Here is an 18,134-nt window from a genome sequence, read left to right on the forward strand (position 1 = left end):
CGCACTGCGGACACGCACCGCAACGCAGCGCACGCGGCCCGATAGCCCAGCGCGCGTCAATGCGCGGACGCGGCGGCGCTCGATCGCCGCTCGACATCGCAGCGCTGACGATCGCGAGCGATGACACGCCGCATGCCGCACGTCATGCCGCACCACGACGCCCACCTGCCGCAACCCGCTCCAGCAGACGCTCCACCGCCGCCACGTAGCGCGCGCGGCCGAAGCGCCGGCGCGCGGTATCGAGACCGCTTGCCGCCAGCCGCTCGCGCAGCGCGCCATCGTCGCGCAGACATTCGATCGCGCGCACCAGCGCATCGACGTCGCCCGGCGTGCACAGCAGGCCGTTTTCGCCATCGTCGACGATCTCGGTCACGCCGCCGTCGCGCGAGGCGACCACCGGCCGCCGCGCGAGCATGCCCTCGACGATCACCCGGCCAAACGGCTCCGGCGCAATCGACGTGTGCGCGATCACATCCATCGCACGCATGCAGGTTGCGATGTCGCGCCGGAAGCCGAGAAAATGCACGCGTGCGGCAAGCCCGTGCGCATCGACCCAGGCCCGCAATTCCGCTTCGTATGCCTCCTCGCCGAACAACGCGGTCCCGACGAACACCGCATGCACGTCCGGCATCTGCAGCAGCGCTTCGAGCAGCACGTGCTGCCCCTTCCAGCGCGCGAGACGGCTGAACGCGCCGACGAGAAACGCATCGGGCGGCACGCCGATGCGCTCGCGCAGCCACATGGCCGGCACGTCGCGCACCGCGGCGAACGGCGCCTCGTCGACGCCGTTGTGCACGACATCGATACGCGCCGCGTCGAACTTCGTCAGTTGCTGGAATGCCTGCGCGGACGCGCGCGAGTTCGCGATCACGTGCGTCAGGCCGAGCTTCGCGCTGATCTTGACGATCGAAAGCTGCATGCGGCCGAAATGCCCGGCGCTCACGATGTCGCGCAAGTGCCAGACCACTGGCTTGCGCGCGAGCCAGCCCGCGAGGACGCCGATCACCATCGCGCGCTGCGTGTTCGCGTACACCACGTCCGCGCCGCGCGCGCAGCGCGTGGTCGCGCGCACGAGCGCCGCGACGCCCGCCAGCAACCGGAACCCCGGCACGACGCTGCCGTCGCGGCGCACGCCGCGCAATGCGTCGTTGCCGAGCACCTGCACGCGGGCGCCCGCCGCGTCGAGCGCTTCGCGAAACGGGCCGTCGGCGAACAGCAGCACGTCGGTGCGTGCGCGGAGCGCGCTGACGACATCGAGCAACGACAGCTCCGCGCCGCCGAGCACGCCGCTCTGGTCGATCGCGAGCACGCGCGCGCGGCCGGCCGCGGCCAGCGCGGCGGCGGCCGGCCGCTGCCACGTCGCCGCCAGCGCCGCGGGCACGGCGTCGACCACCTGCGCAATCAGTCGCTCGCGAAAACGCGCGACCGAGAAGCGCTCCGCGTTCGCGCGGCAGTCCTGCGCTCGAATGCGGCCCGGCGTGCGCTCGAACGCGTCGAGCGCATCCATGATCGCGGCGACGCTCTGCTCGGCGAAGAAGTGTCCGGTCGGCGGCGCGCCGTCGCTGCCGTCACGCACCGTCTCCAGCGCGCCGCCCTTGCCGTAGGCGATGACCGGCGTCCCGCACGCCTGCGCTTCGACCACCGAAATGCCGAAGTCTTCTTCCGCGGCAAACACGAACGCTTTCGCCCGGCTCATGCGTTCGCGCAGCACCGCAAACGGCTGATAGCCGATCACCTCGACGTTCGGCGCACCCCTCGCCCTGGCCCGCACCTTGTGCAGGTCCGGGCCGTCGCCGATCACGACGAGCCTGCGCTGCGGCATCCGCGCAAACGCCTCGACGATCAGATCGATTTTCTTGTACGGCACGACACGCGACGCGGTCAGATAGAAGTCCTCCTTCTGCGTTTCGAGCGCGAACGCATCGACGTCGACCGGAGGAAACACCACCGCCGCATCGCGACCGTAGACCTTGCGGATGCGCCGCGCAATGAAACCGGAGTTCGCGACGAAGCAGTCGACCCCGTTGGCGGTGCGCACGTCCCAATGACGGATGTAGTGCAGAACGAGCCGCGCGAGCGCCGATTTCAGACCACGCGTGAGGCGCGATTCCGTCAGGTACTGATGCTGGAGATCCCACGCATAGCGGATCGGCGAGTGCACGTAGCTCAGATGAAACTGGTCCGGTCCGGTCAGCACGCCCTTGGCAACCGCATGGCTGCTCGATATCACGATGTCGTAGCCGGACAGGTCGAGCTGCTCGATCGCGAGCGGCATCAGCGGCAGCCACGCCCGATAGCGGGTGCGCGCAAACGGCAGCCGCTGCACGAAGGTCGTCGTCACCCGCTTGCCGTACAGGAACGCGCGATCCTCGACGAAGTCGACGACCGCGAACAGGTCCGCCCGCGGAAAGCACGCGATGATCTGTTCGAGCACGCGCTCGGCGCCGGCATACGTGACCAGCCAGTCGTGCACGATCGCCACGCGCGGCACGCGCGCCGGCGTGCCCGTGTGCGCGCGCGCTTCGCGCGGCGCATCGGGCACGGTGCGCGGCGATCCGGTATCGGCGAGCGGCGCCGCGCGTTCGTCGCGCAGCGCGGGATCAGCGAGTTCGTGGCTCATGCGATTCTCCTCGACGTCAACCTGAACAGCAGGGAACGGGCATAGCCGCGCAACCGGGGCGTCATCGCGACCGACCACGCGACGTTCGCGGTCGCCAACAGCACGCCCGCGGCGAGCGGCTGCACGATGCCGGGCAACCACCACGCGCACGCGAGCGCGGCGGCGAGGAAACTCAGATGCGCGAGCATGTCCGCCAGAATCGTGCGGGTGCGGATACGCGCGAGGTACAGCAGCACCAGGTAATCGAACAGCGCGCGCGCCAGCACGGCGGCCGCCGCCCCCGGCAGCCCGAAGCGCCCGATGCCGAACCACAGCACACCCGCGAACACCGGCAGTTCCACGAGCCCGACCCGCGCGGCGACCGCCGGATCGTTGCGCGCCTGGATCAGGACGCGCGCGACGCTCGCCTGCCCGACCAGCCAGACCGCGACGATCAGTACGCGCCCGACCGGCGCGCCGTGCGCGGCGAGCACGGGCCCGACCCACAGATGCAGGAACGGTGCGAGCACAACGATCGCGCCGATCGCCACCGGCGTGAACGCGCCGTTCAGGAACTGCATCGACTGCGCGGCGATCTCGCCCGCGTCGTCGCGCTGCAGCGCGGAGAGCCGCGGAAACAGCGTACGCACGAGCGCATTGGGGACCATGTTCAGCCGCGTGACGAGGTTCTGCGGCACCGTGTAATACGCGACGAAGCGCGCACCGAGCCCCGCGCCGAGCAGCACGCGGTCGAGCGAATCGCCGATCATCGTCGTCACGCTCGCAATCAGCATCCAGCCGCCGAAACCGAACAGCGTGCGGGTCGTGTCGAGCCGCGGGCCGCGCAGCGCGGTGATGCCGAGCACGCGCAGCGCGGAGCGGCCGAGCAGCAGCGCCGCGACGAAGCGCGCGAGCACCGCCGCCGCGAGCACGGTCTGCAGGTTCGCCGCAATCGACCATGCAGCGGCGAGCGGCAGCAGCTGGAACAGGAACGTGCCGAAGGTCTGGTTCGCGTTGTAGATGCCGAAGCGCTCCGCGCCGTTGATCGCGCCCGCGAACACCCACGACACGTTCGCGAGCGGGATGGCCACCGCGAGCCACGGCAGCGCGCGATACACCTCCTCGCGCAATTCGGCCGGCACGTGCGTGAAATACGCGGTGTAGAGCGCACCGCCCGAATAGATCAGCAGGCCGCCGATCACCCCGGTGGTCAGGTTCAGCCAGAACGCACTCCAGAACACGCGCGCGCACGCGTCGGCGTCGTTCGACGCGTACGCCTTCGAGATATGGTTCTGCGCGGCCATGCTCATGCCGAGATCGAGCACGCTGAAGTAGCCGATCAGCGTCCAGACCAGCGCAATCACGCCGTAGCGCTCGACGCCGAGCAGCCGGATATACGCCGGCACCGTGACGAGCGACACGAAGGTCGGCAGCACGAGTCCGATCAGGTTGATCCCGACGTTGCGAAGTATTCGTTTGTCCATGAGCAGTCCGTTCAGGCCGGGCGCGCGCGGCGCCCGCCCCGGGTTCCGTTACGCAGGTTTCCAGCGGTACATCAGCACCTTGCCGCGCGCATCCTCTTCGACGAATACGAGGTACTCGCCGTCCGCCATCCGGTGCGCGGAAATGCCGAACGGCACGTCGACCCAGCCCGACGCGTAGCCGACCCGCGCGTCGGGACCGAACGTCCCGATCTCCTGCGCGGTGTCCTTGTCGTACACATGCACGATTCCCGCCGGCTCGACCACGAACACGTAGCGCCCCTCGACCGTCAACCCCGCTGGCGTGAGCGGCGGCTTCGCTTCGGGATCCCACGGCAGGGACAGCCGGTAGCGCATGTGCGGCGTCCCGCTCGACCAGTGGTCATAGCGCGCGAACACGCGCCCCGCTTCTTTCGGAAAGCCCGGCGGATGCGGCGCATCGGCGGTATAGCCGGCCACGTAGAGCGTGTCCGTATCAGGCTCGTAGATCACGCGATGCACGTCGGTGAAGGGCGCCGGCACCGGATAGGTGCTCACGTGCGCATACGAGTAGATCGGGTTGCCGTGTGCATCGAGCCCGCCGAAGCGAAAGCGTGCGATCGGTCTGCTGTCGCGGGCGCGCCAGATATCGCCATGCGTATCGATCCACCAGCCCCAGCCGCCCGCGAGCGGCTCGCGGCCCGGATTGCGCTCGAATTCGCCGGCATCGAATGCGCCGTTGCCGTTCTTGTCGCGCCAGATCCAGTCGCCCCCGGGCGGCGCATCCGGGACGCGCTGCACCGCGCGCGCGCGGCCCGCGATAAAGCCCGATGGAATCGCAATTTCGCCGTCATGCCGCGGATCGAAGCGGTAGATCTTCAGATGATCCGCGTACATGTCGGTCAGATACAGAAACGTGTGGCCGTCGAGCGCGCGCGCGGTGGGCAGCCCCGGCCACTCGTCCGTGAGGAAGACCGGGTCTTCCGGATAGCGGAATCTGTCCGATAGGAATCCTGCATATTTCCAGTCCTGCCCCGGCGGTTTGGACAGGTCGAGATCGAAGCGCTTGTTTCCCGTATAGACGCTGTCCGGGCGTGCCGGATCCATCCACGCGCCGTCGACGAACAGCAGCCCCTGCAGCACCCAGCGCCGCTGTCCCGACGGTGCATAGCTTTCGAGCGTCGCGCCAAGGCCCGCGCCGATCGGCGTGTCGTCGCGCGGGCCGATTCCGTTGGTCGACACGTAGACGTTGCCGTGCGCGTCGCAGCCCACTCCGGTCAGCCCGTTGAAGCGGCGCGGGCCCGGGCGGCCGGCCACCCCCGAAAAAATTCCGCCCTGCTCGCCGAGCGTCGCGGCAAGCGTGTAGCCGTGCGCGCCGCGCGCGTAGATGAGGATCTGCTGACGCGGCCCGTTGTCCGCGATCAGGATACGGCCGGCCGGATCGAGCGCGATATCGACGGGATCCGCGCCGTCGGGCAACGGAATGCTGTCCGCGAGCACGCGGCCGTCGCGCGCGTAATGCACGACGTGCGGCGTCTTGCCGGTGAGCGTATCGACGAGCGCCCATAGCGTGCCGTCGCGCGCCAGCGCCAGTCGGCCAGGCTCGTGCGCGCTCCACTGCGTCTTGCGCTGCATCGACTGCGCGTCATACACCTCGATGCGGTTCATCGTCGTGTTGCTCACGTAAAGCAGCGCGTCCGACGCGGCGAGGCCGCCCACGCCCGCGTCCGCATCGGGCTTGCGGCCGGCCGGCGTGTCGTCGATTTTCAGAAAGGCATCGGCCAGCGCTGCGTGCGGGTTGTGCGGATCGGCAACCGCCTGGAACGCAGCGGCGCGCTTCGGCGCATCGAGCGGCCGACGCGTCACGCCATACCATTGCCGCCCTTTCGGCGGCCAGATGCCGCTTGCCTGCAGCTTGCCGCGTTCATTGCCGACGCCGACCGCCGCATACAGATAGCGGCTGTTCACCGCGACCGCGTTGCCGCCGCTGCCGCCCCAGCCATGCGTGCCGCCCGCGAAGCCGAGCACGTTGCCGTTCTGGTACGCGCTGATCTCGGCGCCGCTTTCGTCCCACGGCGCATCCGTGTACACCTTGCCGTCGGGCGTCACCGCAATGGCCGTAATGTTGATCTGCACCCACTTGCCGTCGCCGAAGCCGAACGTATTGCCGATCCACGACGTGCTCACGTGCAGTTGCGGCGCGGCCGCCGCCTGCCAGAGCGACGCGCATGCGCAGAACCCCGTCACCGTCAAGGCGAGCGGGCGGGCGAAACGCCGGATCCGGCGCGCGATGGAGCATGACGAAGGCAATGCGTTCCCCCGTGGCAATGAACACGATCCGCCCAATCATGCCGGACATTCGCGGCGCCGATTTCCCGCAGAAATTCGAAATTAATTCAAAAAAATTCAGGCCTTTTTTGACGGAACACGCCATGCCACGATGGTTGGCGAGGCGCTGCCCTGGCCGCTTCCCCGCCGCCTGCTCCGATTGCCTATTGCCCACTGCCGACTGCCGATGAACGACATCCCGCCGGACCCGCCTTCGTCTTCGCACCGGATCGCACAGCTCGACGGCCTGCGCGCAATCGCCGTGCTCGCGGTCTTCGCGCAGCACGCGGTGCATGCGCCGCTCTGGATGGGCGTCGATCTGTTCTTTGTACTGAGCGGCTTTCTGATCACCGGCATCCTGCTCGATCGCAAAGCACGCCAGTTGCCGTATTTCGGCTACTTTTATGCGCGGCGTGCACGTCGGATCCTGCCGCCGTACCTGCTGCTGCTCGCGGTATCGTCGCTGCTGTTCGGCACCGCGTGGGTGCACTACTGGCCGTGGTACGCGTTCTTCGCGACCAACATCGGCGATGCGCTCGGTCAAAGCGGCCACGACAGCCTGAATATCCTCTGGTCGCTCGCGGTGGAAGAGCAGTTCTACCTGGTGTGGCCGTTCGTGGTCCTGCTGCTGCCGACCCGCCGGCTCGCGCTCGCGGCCGCCGCGCTGGTCCTCGCCGCACCGCTGCTGCGCGCGATCGCCACGCCGTGGTTCGCAACGTTCTGGCCGATCTACTATCTGACGCCGTTCCGCATGGACCTGCTCGCGGCAGGCGCGCTGCTCGCGCTCGCGGTACGCACCGACCCGACGATGCTGCCGCGCTTCAAGCCGCTCGCGGTCGCGCTGTTCTTCGCGGCGCTCGCGGTGCTCGCCGCGCTGCACCTGCATTTCCCGCGCTTTCGCGCTGACAACACACCGCTGTCGAATGCGGCGCTGTACAGCATCTCGCTCGTGCTGTGCACGTCGGCCGTTGCAATCGCGCTCGCCTCGCAGGGCTGGGTGCGGCGCGTGCTCAGTCATCCGGTGCTCGTCTATATCGGCACGATCAGCTACACGATCTATCTGATCCACCTGACGATTCTCTACGCGGTCTGGCCGCTCGGCTATGGCCGCTGGGCAAGCGCCGGCATCGCGCTCGGCGCGACGCTCGCGTATGCGAGCGCCACGTGGTTCCTGTTCGAGCGGCGGCTCACGCGCGGGCCGCGTTCGCGCGCGACGCGCGAGCGCGCGCTGCCAGGCCTGTCGGGCACGCGCTGAAACACGCGCGGATCGCGTGCTCATTGCTTCATAGCGCCGCTTTCAACACTTTCACCTCACCGCATCATATCGACAACGTCGCCAACCCAGAGGCCAGTCCATGAACGACCGACGCAAAGCGATCATTACCGGCGTGTCCGGCCAGGACGGCGCTTACCTCAGCAAGCTGCTGCTCGACAAGGGCTATCACGTCGTCGGCACGTACCGGCGCACGAGCTCCGTCAATTTCTGGCGGATGAACGAACTCGGCATCCTCGCGCATCCGGCGCTCGAACTCGTCGAGCACGATCTCACCGATGCCGGCTCGACACTACGGCTCGTCGAGCGCGCCGGCGCGCAGGAGGTGTACAACCTCGCCGCGCAAAGCTTCGTCGGCGTCTCGTTCGACCAGCCGGTCACGACGGCCGAGGTCACCGGCATCGGCGCGCTGCACCTGCTCGAAGCGATCCGCGTGGTGAACCCGGGCATCCGCTTCTATCAGGCGTCGACCTCCGAGATGTTCGGCAAGGTGCGCGCGATCCCGCAGAACGAAGACACGCCGTTCTATCCGCGCAGCCCGTATGGCATTGCGAAGCTGTTCGCGCACTGGTCGACGATCAACTATCGCGAATCGTACGGAATCTTCGCGACGAGCGGCATTCTCTTCAACCACGAATCGCCGCTGCGCGGACGCGAATTCGTCACGCGCAAGATCACCGACTCCGTGGCGAAGATCCGGCTCGACAAACTGCCGGTCCTCGAACTCGGCAACCTCGATGCGAAACGCGACTGGGGCTACGCGCCCGAGTACGTCGAAGGCATGTGGCGCATGCTGCAGGCCGACGCGCCCGATACCTTCGTGCTCTCGACAGGCCGCACCGAAACCGTGCGCGACTTCGTGACGATGGCCTTCTCGGCAGCCGGCTTCCAGCTCGAATGGACCGGACGCGGCGAGCGCGAAAGCGGTCTCGACATCGCCACGGGCCGCCCGCTCGTGCGCGTGAACCCGCGCTATTACCGGCCCGCCGAAGTGGACCTGCTGGTCGGCGACGCGCACAAGGCACACGACACGCTGCAATGGACGCCGCAAACGACGCTCGAACAGCTCTGCCAGATGATGGTGACCGCCGACCTGATGCGCAACGAACGCCATGACACGTTCTGACGCGCGCACGAGCGAACGCGCGACGGCGGACGCAGGCCCGAGCGCATTCATCACCGGCCTCGCGAGCTTCACCGGCCGCTACATGGCGCAGCGGCTGCGCGCCGACGGCTACCGCATTGCCGGCACCGTGCAGCCGGGCACCGCCGCGCCGGGAATCGCCGAGCGCGCGTACAGCGCGGACCTGCTCGATCCCGCTGCGCTCGAGGCCGCGCTCGACGCGGTGCAACCGGCGGTGGTCGTGCATCTCGCGGCGATCACCCAGGTGACGCACGAGGACGTCGCCCAGACCTATCTGGTGAACGTCGTCGGCACGCGCAACCTGCTCGCCGCGCTCGCCCGACTCCCCCAGCCGCCGCGCGCGGTGCTGCTCGCGAGCAGCGCGAACGTCTATGGCAATACGGATGCGGGTGTGCTCGATGAAACGCTCCCCCCTCGCCCGGCCAACGACTACGCGGTCAGCAAGCTCGCGATGGAACACGCGGCGAGCCTCTGGCGCGATGCGTTGCCGCTGGTGATCGCGCGGCCGTTCAACTACACCGGGGTCGGCCAGCGCGACGGCTTCCTGTTGCCGAAGATCGTCGATCATTACGCGCGCGGCGCGCGCACCATCGCGCTCGGCAACCTCGACGTCGAGCGGGATTTCTCGGACGTGCGCGACGTCGTCGAGACCTACGCGCGGCTTCTCGCGGCGGCGCCGCGCGGCGAGACCTTCAACGTCTGTTCGGGCACGGGCCGCACGCTGCACGAGGTGCTCGATACGCTCGCGGGAATCGCCGGTTATGCGATCGACGTGCAGGTCGACCCGCGTCTTGTACGCGCGAACGAGGTGCGTCGCCTGGTCGGCTCCGATGCAAGGCTCGCGCAGGTGCTGGGCGCGCGAGCGCGCATACCGCTCGACGACACCCTGCGCTGGATGTACCGCGCCGCACGCAGCCGCTACGCGTCATAACGGCTGCGCGCACGCTTCAATGCATGCGGCCCGCCGCGATCGCTTCGCCATAGACGGCCGCGACGCGCTTCGCGATCACCGCATTGTCGAAGTGGGCGAGCGCATACTCGTGGCACGTCCGCGCATCCGGCAGCACGAGACGCGATGTCAGCGCGCGGTCGATGCCGTCGGCAATCGCCTCCGCGTCCGCACCGGCCAGCACGAGCTCGCGCGACAGGCCCGTCACCGCCTCGGGCAAGCCGCCGACCGGCGTCACGAGCACCGGCGTGCCCGCCGACAGCGACTCCACCGTGATCAGGCCGAAGCCTTCGAGCGCGACGGTCGGCACGACCGACAGCGTCGCCGCGCGGTACAGCAACGGCAGCTTCGCATCCGGCACGAAGCCGAGCAGCTTCACGTTGTCCTGCAGCCCCGCGGCGTCGATGCGCTGCTGCAGTTCGGGCGCAAGACGCCCCTTGCCCGCAATCAGCAGCAGCACGTCCGGATGGCTGCGCCGGATGCGCCCGAGCGCGTCGACCAGATTCTCCAGCCCCATGCGGCGCACGAGGCGCCGCACCGCGAGCACGATCGGCCGGCCCTGCGGCAGTTGCAGCCGGTAGCGCGCGAGCTCGCGCGTGCAGTCCGGCGCGAAGCGCTGGACGTCGACGCAGCCCGGCACCACGCGCACGCGCTCGGCCGGCACGCCGTACTCGCGCGTGAGAATCTCGCCGAATGCCTTCGACAGCACGATGAGCCGCGACGAGCGCTCGTAGACCGAACGCTCCAGCGCATGCTTGATCCGCTGGCTGAGCGACACGGAACCCTCGACGCGGCTCTCGTCGGCCCACGGCCCCTGAAAGTGCGACACCTGCGGAATGCCGCGCGTGACGTCGAGGCCCGGGAACGTATAGAGCGCGAAGTGCGACGAGATCACATCGGGACGATGTCGCTCGATCTCGCGCCGCAGCGCGTGCCGAACCGCGATCAGCCGCAGCGGCAACACGCGCGACGCCGGTCCGAAGCTGCGGATCGCCCCGCCGCTGTCGGCCTCGACCTTCGGCGAGCCGGCCACGACGCCGCGCACCTGCACGCCGGCCGCGGGCAGTGCGCCGATCAGCGAGTGGTACATGCGATCGAGGCCGCCTGCGCGCTCGGGAAACCAGTGCATGCCGATCTGCAGCGAACGGATGGAAGGAGATGTCATCATGATCGGGTTCCTGTTCGGTTCATTCAGCGTGCGCCGGGCGGAATCGCGCGCGACGCGCCTGCTGAGGAGACGGCGGGCACGGCGGGCACATCGCGCACATCGGGCGCATCCGCATGCGCAAGAGCCGGCGCGGCGGTGCGCGCCGCCGCGCCGCCCGCTGCCGCATCGCCGGCGAGCCGGCGATACAGCGCGACGTACTGACCCGCCATCCGCGCCCAGCCGAAACCGGCCGCCCGCGCGGCGGCGGCCTCGCCCATCGCCGCGCGGCGCAGGCCGTCGCCGGCCAGTTGCGCGAGCGCGGCCGCCAACGCAGCGACGTCGTCCGGATCGTCGAGCACGATGCCGCACTCGGGCGTGATGATTTCCGCGCCGCCGGCGGTGCGCGCGGTTACCACCGGCAGCCCCGCGGCCATCGCCTCCAGCAGCGACAGGCTCATCGCTTCGTAGCGCGACGGAAACACATACGTATCCACCGAGTGCATCAATGTCGGCATCTCGCCGACCAGTCCGAGGAAGTGCACGCGCGGCGCGACGCCGAGCGCGTCCGCGAGCGCGGGATAGGGACTGCCGGGCAGATAGCCCGCGACCACCAGATGCACGGTATCGGGCAGGTGCTGCAACGCGTGCAGCACCGTGCCGAGATTCTTGCGCGGCGTGCGCAGGTCGCCGACGAACAGCAGCAGAAACGCGTCGGCGGGCAATCCGAATGCCGCGCGGCTGCCTTGCGCCGCCGCAAAGCCCGCGACGTCGACGCCGTTATAGATCACGGCGAGCCGCTCGGCCGGCGCGCCGCCGGACGCGCGAATCTCGTCCGCGACCTTGCGCGACACCGCGGCCACGACCCGCGAGCGGCGGTACGCCCAGCGTTCGAGCACCGCGTTCGCGCGCGTGTAGACGAACTGGTACGCGGACCACAGGCCGCGCGTCGGCGCGAACGGATAGTACGGGCTGCGGGCCCAGCCGCCATGCACGAAGTGCGCGGTGTTCACGTCGGCGCGCGCCCACGTGATGAAACCGTTGACATGCAGCAGATCGTACGCGGCACGGTTTCGCCACAGCCACCATGCGCTGTGCAGCGCAAACACCTGCTGGCGCACGAGATTGGTCGGCCACGCGCGCGAAGGCTTCACGCATACCCATCGCGCGCGGGGGTACGCCAGCAGATCCGGCGCGACATGCGACGCGATCAGCGTGACGTCGAAGCCGGCCTCCAGCGCGGCGCGCGCGATCTCGTGATTGACGCGGCCCTGGCCGTCGTTGTGGCGCACGACATGCGTGACGATTGCGATTCTCAATCGGGAACCTCCGTAGAGCGGACGGCGGCGCGGCGCGCGAGGGCATGCCAGTGACGCGCCGCCAGAATGGAAAAGACGCTCGAGAAAAACAGCAGCCCGCCGGTGCCGACGAGCGAGTTCGTGAACACGAGCATCGCAAAGACCGACAGCGCGAGGCTCAGGCACGCGGTCACGTAGCGGTCCTTGCGCAGTTTCAGCGACGCGCGCAGCGCACGCACCAGCAGCCACAGAATGCCGGAGAGATAGAGCAGCGTGCCGGGCCAGCCGAGCACGAACGGCACGTTCATCACGCCGCTGTCGAAGCTGCCGTATTTGCCGAGCGCGCCGTTGCCGCTCGACAGCTTCGTCGATGCGCCGGTTGCGCCGAGCCCTTCGCCGGTCACGTCGGTGAACGCGGTCTTCGCGAAATCCGCATAGAACTGGTCGCGCGCTTCGTAACTCTGGTCGCTCTTCAGGTTGACGAGCGTGTCGAGGCGCGCCTGCATCCGGTCGGCAACCGGGCCGATTGCAAAGAGCGGCACGCACAGTCCGGCCAGCACGAGTGCGCTTGCGACGATACGCACGCGCACCCGGTTGTTCGAGCGCGCGAGCTGGATCAGCATCGCGATCGCCCAGCCACCCCACGTCGAGCGCACCAGCGACAGCGCAAATGCGAAGAAGCCGAGCACCGCCGCGATCCAGCGCACCCGGTGCCGCGCCGCCATCACGAACACCATGGCGCCCATCATCGCGAACGCGAACGGGCCCGACGAATTCATCGTGCTGAACACGCGCACGCCGAGCGCCACCGGATCGCCCTGCGAGTCCATTTGTGCACCTTGCATCCACATCGCGTCCCACGCCGGCATCACGAAGAACTGCACGAGCCCGTACCCGCCCATGACCAGCATCCCGTAGATGAACGTGTTGACGATCGTGTCGCGATAACGCGGATAGTCGCGCTCGTTGGCCATGATGTGAAAGCCGATAAGCAGCGGATAGGCCCAGTTGGCGAGGTCGTAGACCGCCGCAAGCGGCCCGCTCGCCACCACGCCGACGAGAAACGCATACAGGAGCCCGAGAAACGCGAGCAGCAGCGGCAACCCGCGACGCTGTGCAAGCACCGGGTAATGACGCAGCACGGACAGTGCGCTGATCATCGTCACCGCAAGCGGCGCGATCTGGATCAGGCTCGTCGGCGTATAGGCCCCTTTCGACCAGTCGGCGAGGCGTCGCACCTCGGGGCTCAGGAACCACAGCCACCACATGAAGCCGATATAGCGCGGCGGATTCACGACGTAGAGCCACAGCCCCGTCACGACCGCCAGCACCGGAAACGCAAGCGTCACGAGCGCGCCCTGATGCGCGGCGATCAGCAGCGCGGTGACGAGCCAGAACGCGGCGGGCACCAGCGTGTCGCTGCCGGGCAGGCCGCGCGCCCGCGCGCGGCGGCGGGCGTCGCGCGGCGGCGCGGCGGACGCCGGGGATGCCGCAGCGGGCGGCCACGCGGGCCGGTTCGGAGAAGACGTCCGCATCATCCGGTCCTGCCCGCCGCTTCGCCGGACGGCGGCTGCGGGCGCGCAGGCGAGCGCGCGCGCACGCCGCGCGCATCGCTGCGCCGAAGCATCTCGCGCGTGAGCTGCACGTGCTGCTGCGCGAAGTGGCGGGTCGTCAGGTCCCGGGCGACCAGTTGCCGATACGCGGCGCGCGCCTGCTCGAGCGCGCGCTCGGGTGCTTGCGCGAGCGCTTCCACCGCAGCGCGCAGCCGGTGCGGATCGCCAGGCCCGACGTAGGAGACCGCGCTGTCGTCGAAATAGTCTTCCAGGGTGCCGACTTTCGTCGCGACCATCGGCTTGCCGAGCGCGGCCGCTTCGAGCATCACCGTGATGCCGGACGCGTGCGTATTCGGCCGCAACGGGACGACGACGATATCGGCCCACGCGTACAGCGCGCGCTGTGCGTCGAGGCCCGATACGCGCACTACCTCGACATTCGGCACCCGCACCGCCGCGCCGACCCGGCGCCGCGTCGCGATGCGCACGCTGTAGCGCGCATCGCGCCCCAGCGCGGCAACCAGCGTGAGCCAGTCGCGATCGCGGTCGTTGCCGATCGCCGCGACGCGCAGCGGCGTGTGCGGCTGCCACGTCTCCGGCGGACGCGGCGGGAAGTCGTCGGTATTCAGACCGTAGTACACCTGATGCGCCGCGCGCCCGAAGTATTCGCCGCAGCGCAGCGCGTTCTCGCGCGCGAGCGTCGTCAACAGGTCCGCGCGCCCGAGCAGCTTGCGATACAGCGCGCGGCGCAGGCGGCTGTAGCACGGCCAGCGGTCCAGCAGCCACACGCTCTGCGCGAGCAGCAGCGGCCGGCTGCCGCCGCTGCGCGCGCACAGCAAAAGCAGCAGCGCGACGGCCAGATGTTCCTGCTCCGTGTGCGTCCAGATCACGTCCGCGTCGAGTATCGCGCGGCGGTTGCGCCACGTATGAAGAAAATCGAAACCGAGCGCGGCTTTCAGCGCGCGGCGCACGAGACGCACCGGCGCGCGCTCGGCCGCGTCCTGCGTGTAGCTGAGCGCGAACTCGTCGGACTCCGCATGATGGTAGCCGTACAGGCAGCCGATGCCGTCGCCCTTGCGGTAATACCGCGGATCGGCGCCGTGAAACAGGTGAACGTGAACGTTCGTGACATTCATTCGGATTCCTGTATGAAATGGCGTTGACATTCAGGCGGCGCGGCGGGCCTCGTGCGCGCCGCGGCGGACCGCCCGCCAGCGCGCGAGCGTCGTCCGGCGCCCGCGCAGCGTGTCGAGCGACGCATGCAGCAGGCCCGGATAGACGCGTGTGCCCACCAGTGCGTACCACCACCACGCCGCCAGGCGATGCAGCGGCGGCAAATGGCCGCGCAGGATCAGATGCAGGTTGTAAGCGGCGTTGCGCAGCGAATCGAGCGTCTGCGCGTTGCGCGGATCGTCGCCGGGGCGCGGGGCCGGGAAATGATCGACCGCGACGAGCGGGTCGTACACGAGCTTCCAGCCCGCGCGCTTCACGCTCAGGCTGAACGCCATGTCGTTGTGCACCTGCGCGCCGCTGCCGCGCAGGCGGCGATCGAAGCGCAGCGCGCCGATCGCCGCGCGCCGGTAGCTCATGTTCGCGCCTTTGAGCAGGTCGACCTCGCGCGCGGCGCCCGCGCCCAGATGATGATTGCCGACCACCTTGCCGGAGGAGAGCAGCAAGCCGACGCGCGGACGCTCGCCCACCAGCGTGCGTCCTGCTTCGTGGACCCAGTCGCGGCCGCCCAGCGCACCGAGCGTGGCATCGGCCGCGAACGCGGCCTCGATGCGCTGCAGCCAGTCCGCGCGCGGCGCCGCATCGTCGTCGGTGATCGCCACGACGTCGCCCGCCACCGCGTCGAGCCCGCGGTTCAGCGCGGCCACCTGGCCGGCTTCGTCGACGCGCGCGACATCGACCCGCAGCACACGCGCCGCCGGGTGCGCGGCCACGCATGCGTGGGTGGCCGCGTCGTCGCCGCGCGCGACGACGACGATCTGGTCGGGCGCGCGCCGCTGGCGCAGCAGCGCGGACAGGCAGCGCGACAGGTCGTCGGGGCGCCGGTAGGTCGGCACGAGTACGCTCAGCTTCATCGCGGTTTCTCCTTGTGACACGCTCAGGTGCCGAGGTACTCGCGGGCAGCCGCATAGCCATAGCCATAGCTGCCGCGCGCGCGCTGGGGCACCGCGTTGAACACACTGCCGGTCACGTTCACGCCGGCCGTGCGCAGGCGCTTGAGCGTGTCGGCGATTTCGCCTTCCGAATGCATGCCATAGCGCAGCACGACGAACGTCGTGCCCGCATGGCCGGCCACGATCGCCGCGTCGGTGACCGCGAGGACCGGTGGCGTGTCGATCAGCACGGCGTCATAGGCACCGGACAGGTGCTGCAGATACTGCGCGAGACGCGGCGACATCAGCAGCTCCGACGGATTCGGCGGACGGCGCCCGCACGAGATGAAGTGCAGGTTGTCGATCTCGGTGTTCCGGATCGATTCCGCCAGCGAAATCTGGCCCGACAGCAACTCCGAAAAGCCCCGCTCCTGCGGGCCGCCGAGATAGCGTTCGAGTGCGCCGCGCCGCATGTCGCCGTCGATCATCAGCACGCGCTTGCCCGACTGCGCGAGCAGCACGCCGAGGTTCGCGGTCAGAAAGCTCTTGCCGACGCGCGGCACCGAGCCGGTCAGCACGATCACCGGATTCGGCGCATCCATCACGCTGAACTGCAGCGACGTGCGCAGGCTGCGCAGACTCTCGATGGTCAGGTCCTTCGGATGCCACTTCGCGAGCACGTCGCGCATCCGCGCGCCGCCGCTGACCGGCGGCCGCTTTTCGAGCGCCGCCTGCTCGGCCGACAGCGGCACGAGACCGTAGACGGGCAGGCGGAACGCCCGCTCGATCTGGTCCGCGTCGACAATGCCCTTGAACAGGTTGCGCCGCAGCAGCACGAAGCCCGTGCCGAGGATCAGGCCGAGCAGCGCCGCCGCCGACACGATCAGCGCGCGCTTCGGCTTCGACGGCGTGCCCGGACGCAGCGCCACGTCGACGATATGCACGTTGCCGCCCGTGCCGACGCGCTGCACCGACAGCTCCTGGATACGGTTGAGCAGCAGCACGTAAATGTCCTCGGCGACCTTCGCGTTGCGCTGCAGCTGGACGGCCTTCACCTCGGTGGCCGGCAGATCGCGAAAGCGCGTGTCGTATTTCTGGCGCTGGTCTTCGAGTTCCGCGAGCTGCTGGCGCGCGGCGATCAGCGCCGGGTGCATTTCGCCGAAGCGCTGTTCGAGCGAGGCGATCTGCAGTCTCAGCTCGGAGATCTGCTGCTCGTAGGTGACGCTGCCCTGCAGGTAGATCTTCGCTTCGTCGCTCGCATCGATCGAGCCGGACTTCGTCTGGTAGGCGGTCAGCGCGGCCTCGGCATTGTGCAGATCGGCCTTCAGGCGCGGTTCCTCGCCGCGCAGGAAGTCGAGCATCTTGCTCGCATCGGCCTGCTTGCTGCGCACGTGCTCGCGCAGGTACGACTGCGCGAGCGCATTCGCGATATCGGCGGCGCGCTGCGGATCCGTATCGCCGAGCGAGATGCTGATGATGCCGGTCTGCTTGCCCTCTTCCTCGACCTGGATCGCACCCTGGAACGCGCTGATCGCGTCGAGATCGTTCATCCGCACGACCGTGAAGTGCGTCCCGGGCCGCGCGACCAGCTGCCCCACGCTCAACGTCACGCCGTTGCCCTGCGCGGTTTCGCCCACCTGTCCGCTCAGCAGCGTGTTGCCCTCGGGATCGTCGAGCACATAGCGGCCCCCGGAACCCGCGACCAGCGTGAGTTCCTTGCCTTCGAGCGACGGCGGCACCTCGACGTCGTTCACCTGCGCGATCTCGCCGCCCCACGCATACTTGCGCAGGCCCAGCCAGGGTCGCGCCGGTTCGCCCGGGGTCGCGAGCCGCTGCGCCAGGCTGCCGAGCACCGGGATCGTGTCGGGCCTCGCGAAGAAGTTCAGGTGGAACTGCTTGACGACCGGTTCGATCACGCTGCGGCTTTCGATCATCTGGATCTCGGCGTCGGTCGGCAGCGTCTGCGACTGGCCGCTGTTGATCGCCGCGCCCGAAGGCGTCTGCGTGAGCGCCTGGGACGTGTTGTCCTCGGGCTCGACGCGCACGACGGTGTTGGCCGTATACACCGGCTTCGCGACGTAGCAGTAGAACACGGCCATCGCGATCACGACGCACGCGATCGCGATGAGCCAGCCGATGTCGTCGACGATCACGCGCAGCAGCTGGCCGAGGACCACGTCCTCTTCGTCGGGTGCCGCGTCGCGCACGGATGGGGTCACTGAAGTGCTCACGATGGGATTCCGTTGTCTGGAGGGTTGCTCGGGCCGCGTCCGGCGTCCTGTCG

General features: G+C 69.0%; 12 protein-coding genes. 3 read left to right on the plus strand and 9 right to left on the minus strand.

The features are described 5' to 3' along the window. Nucleotides 1-142: 142 nt before the first annotated feature. From AC3AP7_RS26760 to AC3AP7_RS26770, 3 genes are read right to left on the minus strand one after another with little or no spacing between them, the layout of a single operon-like run. Nucleotides 143-2,620, minus strand: coding sequence for a glycosyltransferase family 4 protein (locus AC3AP7_RS26760; RefSeq protein ID WP_487363314.1), 2,478 nt, complete (start codon nucleotides 2,618-2,620; stop codon nucleotides 143-145). Next, complete coding sequence (locus AC3AP7_RS26765; protein ID WP_487363315.1) at nucleotides 2,617-4,083, minus strand: oligosaccharide flippase family protein; 1,467 nt, start codon at nucleotides 4,081-4,083, stop codon at nucleotides 2,617-2,619. Before AC3AP7_RS26765 ends, AC3AP7_RS26760 begins: the two co-directional genes overlap by 4 nt. A 48-nt stretch (nucleotides 4,084-4,131) precedes the next feature. Continuing rightward, nucleotides 4,132-6,339 (minus strand): hypothetical protein, encoded by a 2,208-nt coding sequence (locus AC3AP7_RS26770; protein ID WP_488324880.1) that lies wholly within the window; start codon nucleotides 6,337-6,339, stop codon nucleotides 4,132-4,134. 235 nt (nucleotides 6,340-6,574) lie between these two features. Between AC3AP7_RS26770 and AC3AP7_RS26775 the strand changes: the two genes are divergently transcribed. The 3 genes from AC3AP7_RS26775 (at nucleotide 6,575) to AC3AP7_RS26785 (ending at nucleotide 9,735) form a co-directional block, all read left to right on the plus strand. After that, nucleotides 6,575-7,642 carry an acyltransferase family protein gene (locus AC3AP7_RS26775; RefSeq protein ID WP_487363316.1) on the plus strand — a complete coding sequence of 356 codons (1,068 nt, stop codon included), beginning with the start codon at nucleotides 6,575-6,577 and terminating at the stop codon, nucleotides 7,640-7,642. Nucleotides 7,643-7,742: 100 nt separating this feature from the next. Beyond that, a complete protein-coding gene (gmd, locus tag AC3AP7_RS26780) occupies nucleotides 7,743-8,786 on the plus strand; it encodes a GDP-mannose 4,6-dehydratase (protein ID WP_487363317.1) in 1,044 nt (347 codons plus the stop codon). Continuing rightward, the gene (locus AC3AP7_RS26785) at nucleotides 8,773-9,735 is read left to right on the plus strand and encodes an NAD-dependent epimerase/dehydratase family protein (RefSeq protein WP_487363318.1); all 963 of its coding nucleotides are present in this window, start codon (nucleotides 8,773-8,775) and stop codon (nucleotides 9,733-9,735) included. The genes gmd and AC3AP7_RS26785 overlap by 14 nt, the downstream gene beginning before the upstream one ends. Nucleotides 9,736-9,751: 16 nt before the next feature. Here the strand turns inward: AC3AP7_RS26785 and AC3AP7_RS26790 are convergent, their stop codons facing one another. Genes AC3AP7_RS26790 through AC3AP7_RS26815 form a run of 6 tightly spaced genes read right to left on the minus strand, consistent with a single transcriptional unit; the run spans nucleotide 9,752 to nucleotide 18,084 of the window. Beyond that, nucleotides 9,752-10,918 carry a glycosyltransferase family 4 protein gene (locus tag AC3AP7_RS26790; protein WP_487365033.1) on the minus strand — a complete coding sequence of 389 codons (1,167 nt, stop codon included), beginning with the start codon at nucleotides 10,916-10,918 and terminating at the stop codon, nucleotides 9,752-9,754. A gap of 26 nt (nucleotides 10,919-10,944) precedes the next feature. Beyond that, nucleotides 10,945-12,216, minus strand: coding sequence for a glycosyltransferase family 4 protein (locus AC3AP7_RS26795; protein ID WP_487363319.1), 1,272 nt, complete (start codon nucleotides 12,214-12,216; stop codon nucleotides 10,945-10,947). Continuing rightward, the gene (locus tag AC3AP7_RS26800; protein ID WP_487363320.1) at nucleotides 12,213-13,730 is read right to left on the minus strand and encodes a glucose-6-phosphate isomerase; all 1,518 of its coding nucleotides are present in this window, start codon (nucleotides 13,728-13,730) and stop codon (nucleotides 12,213-12,215) included. Before AC3AP7_RS26800 ends, AC3AP7_RS26795 begins: the two co-directional genes overlap by 4 nt. Continuing rightward, nucleotides 13,730-14,884 carry a glycosyltransferase gene (locus tag AC3AP7_RS26805; protein WP_487363321.1) on the minus strand — a complete coding sequence of 385 codons (1,155 nt, stop codon included), beginning with the start codon at nucleotides 14,882-14,884 and terminating at the stop codon, nucleotides 13,730-13,732. Before AC3AP7_RS26805 ends, AC3AP7_RS26800 begins: the two co-directional genes overlap by 1 nt. Before the next feature lie 30 nt (nucleotides 14,885-14,914). Continuing rightward, nucleotides 14,915-15,832 (minus strand): glycosyltransferase family 2 protein, encoded by a 918-nt coding sequence (locus AC3AP7_RS26810; protein ID WP_487363322.1) that lies wholly within the window; start codon nucleotides 15,830-15,832, stop codon nucleotides 14,915-14,917. 23 nt (nucleotides 15,833-15,855) lie between these two features. Continuing rightward, nucleotides 15,856-18,084 carry a polysaccharide biosynthesis tyrosine autokinase gene (locus AC3AP7_RS26815; RefSeq protein ID WP_487365034.1) on the minus strand — a complete coding sequence of 743 codons (2,229 nt, stop codon included), beginning with the start codon at nucleotides 18,082-18,084 and terminating at the stop codon, nucleotides 15,856-15,858. Between the last annotated feature and the right edge of the window lie 50 nt (nucleotides 18,085-18,134).

The organism is Paraburkholderia sp. PAMB 6770 (assembly GCF_057748135.1).

Excerpts from the sequence above, each read along its gene's own strand:
- AC3AP7_RS26760 (WP_487363314.1), bottom strand. The coding sequence starts at position 2,620 with ATGAGCCACGAACTCGCTGATCCCGCGCTGCGCGACGAACGCGCGGCG.
- AC3AP7_RS26765 (WP_487363315.1), bottom strand. The coding sequence starts at position 4,083 with ATGGACAAACGAATACTTCGCAACGTCGGGATCAACCTGATCGGACTC.
- AC3AP7_RS26775 (WP_487363316.1), top strand. The coding sequence starts at position 6,575 with ATGAACGACATCCCGCCGGACCCGCCTTCGTCTTCGCACCGGATCGCA.
- gmd (WP_487363317.1), top strand. The coding sequence starts at position 7,743 with ATGAACGACCGACGCAAAGCGATCATTACCGGCGTGTCCGGCCAGGAC.
- AC3AP7_RS26785 (WP_487363318.1), top strand. The coding sequence starts at position 8,773 with ATGACACGTTCTGACGCGCGCACGAGCGAACGCGCGACGGCGGACGCA.
- AC3AP7_RS26790 (WP_487365033.1), bottom strand. The coding sequence starts at position 10,918 with ATGACATCTCCTTCCATCCGTTCGCTGCAGATCGGCATGCACTGGTTT.
- AC3AP7_RS26800 (WP_487363320.1), bottom strand. The coding sequence starts at position 13,730 with ATGCGGACGTCTTCTCCGAACCGGCCCGCGTGGCCGCCCGCTGCGGCA.
- AC3AP7_RS26805 (WP_487363321.1), bottom strand. The coding sequence starts at position 14,884 with ATGAATGTCACGAACGTTCACGTTCACCTGTTTCACGGCGCCGATCCG.
- AC3AP7_RS26810 (WP_487363322.1), bottom strand. The coding sequence starts at position 15,832 with ATGAAGCTGAGCGTACTCGTGCCGACCTACCGGCGCCCCGACGACCTG.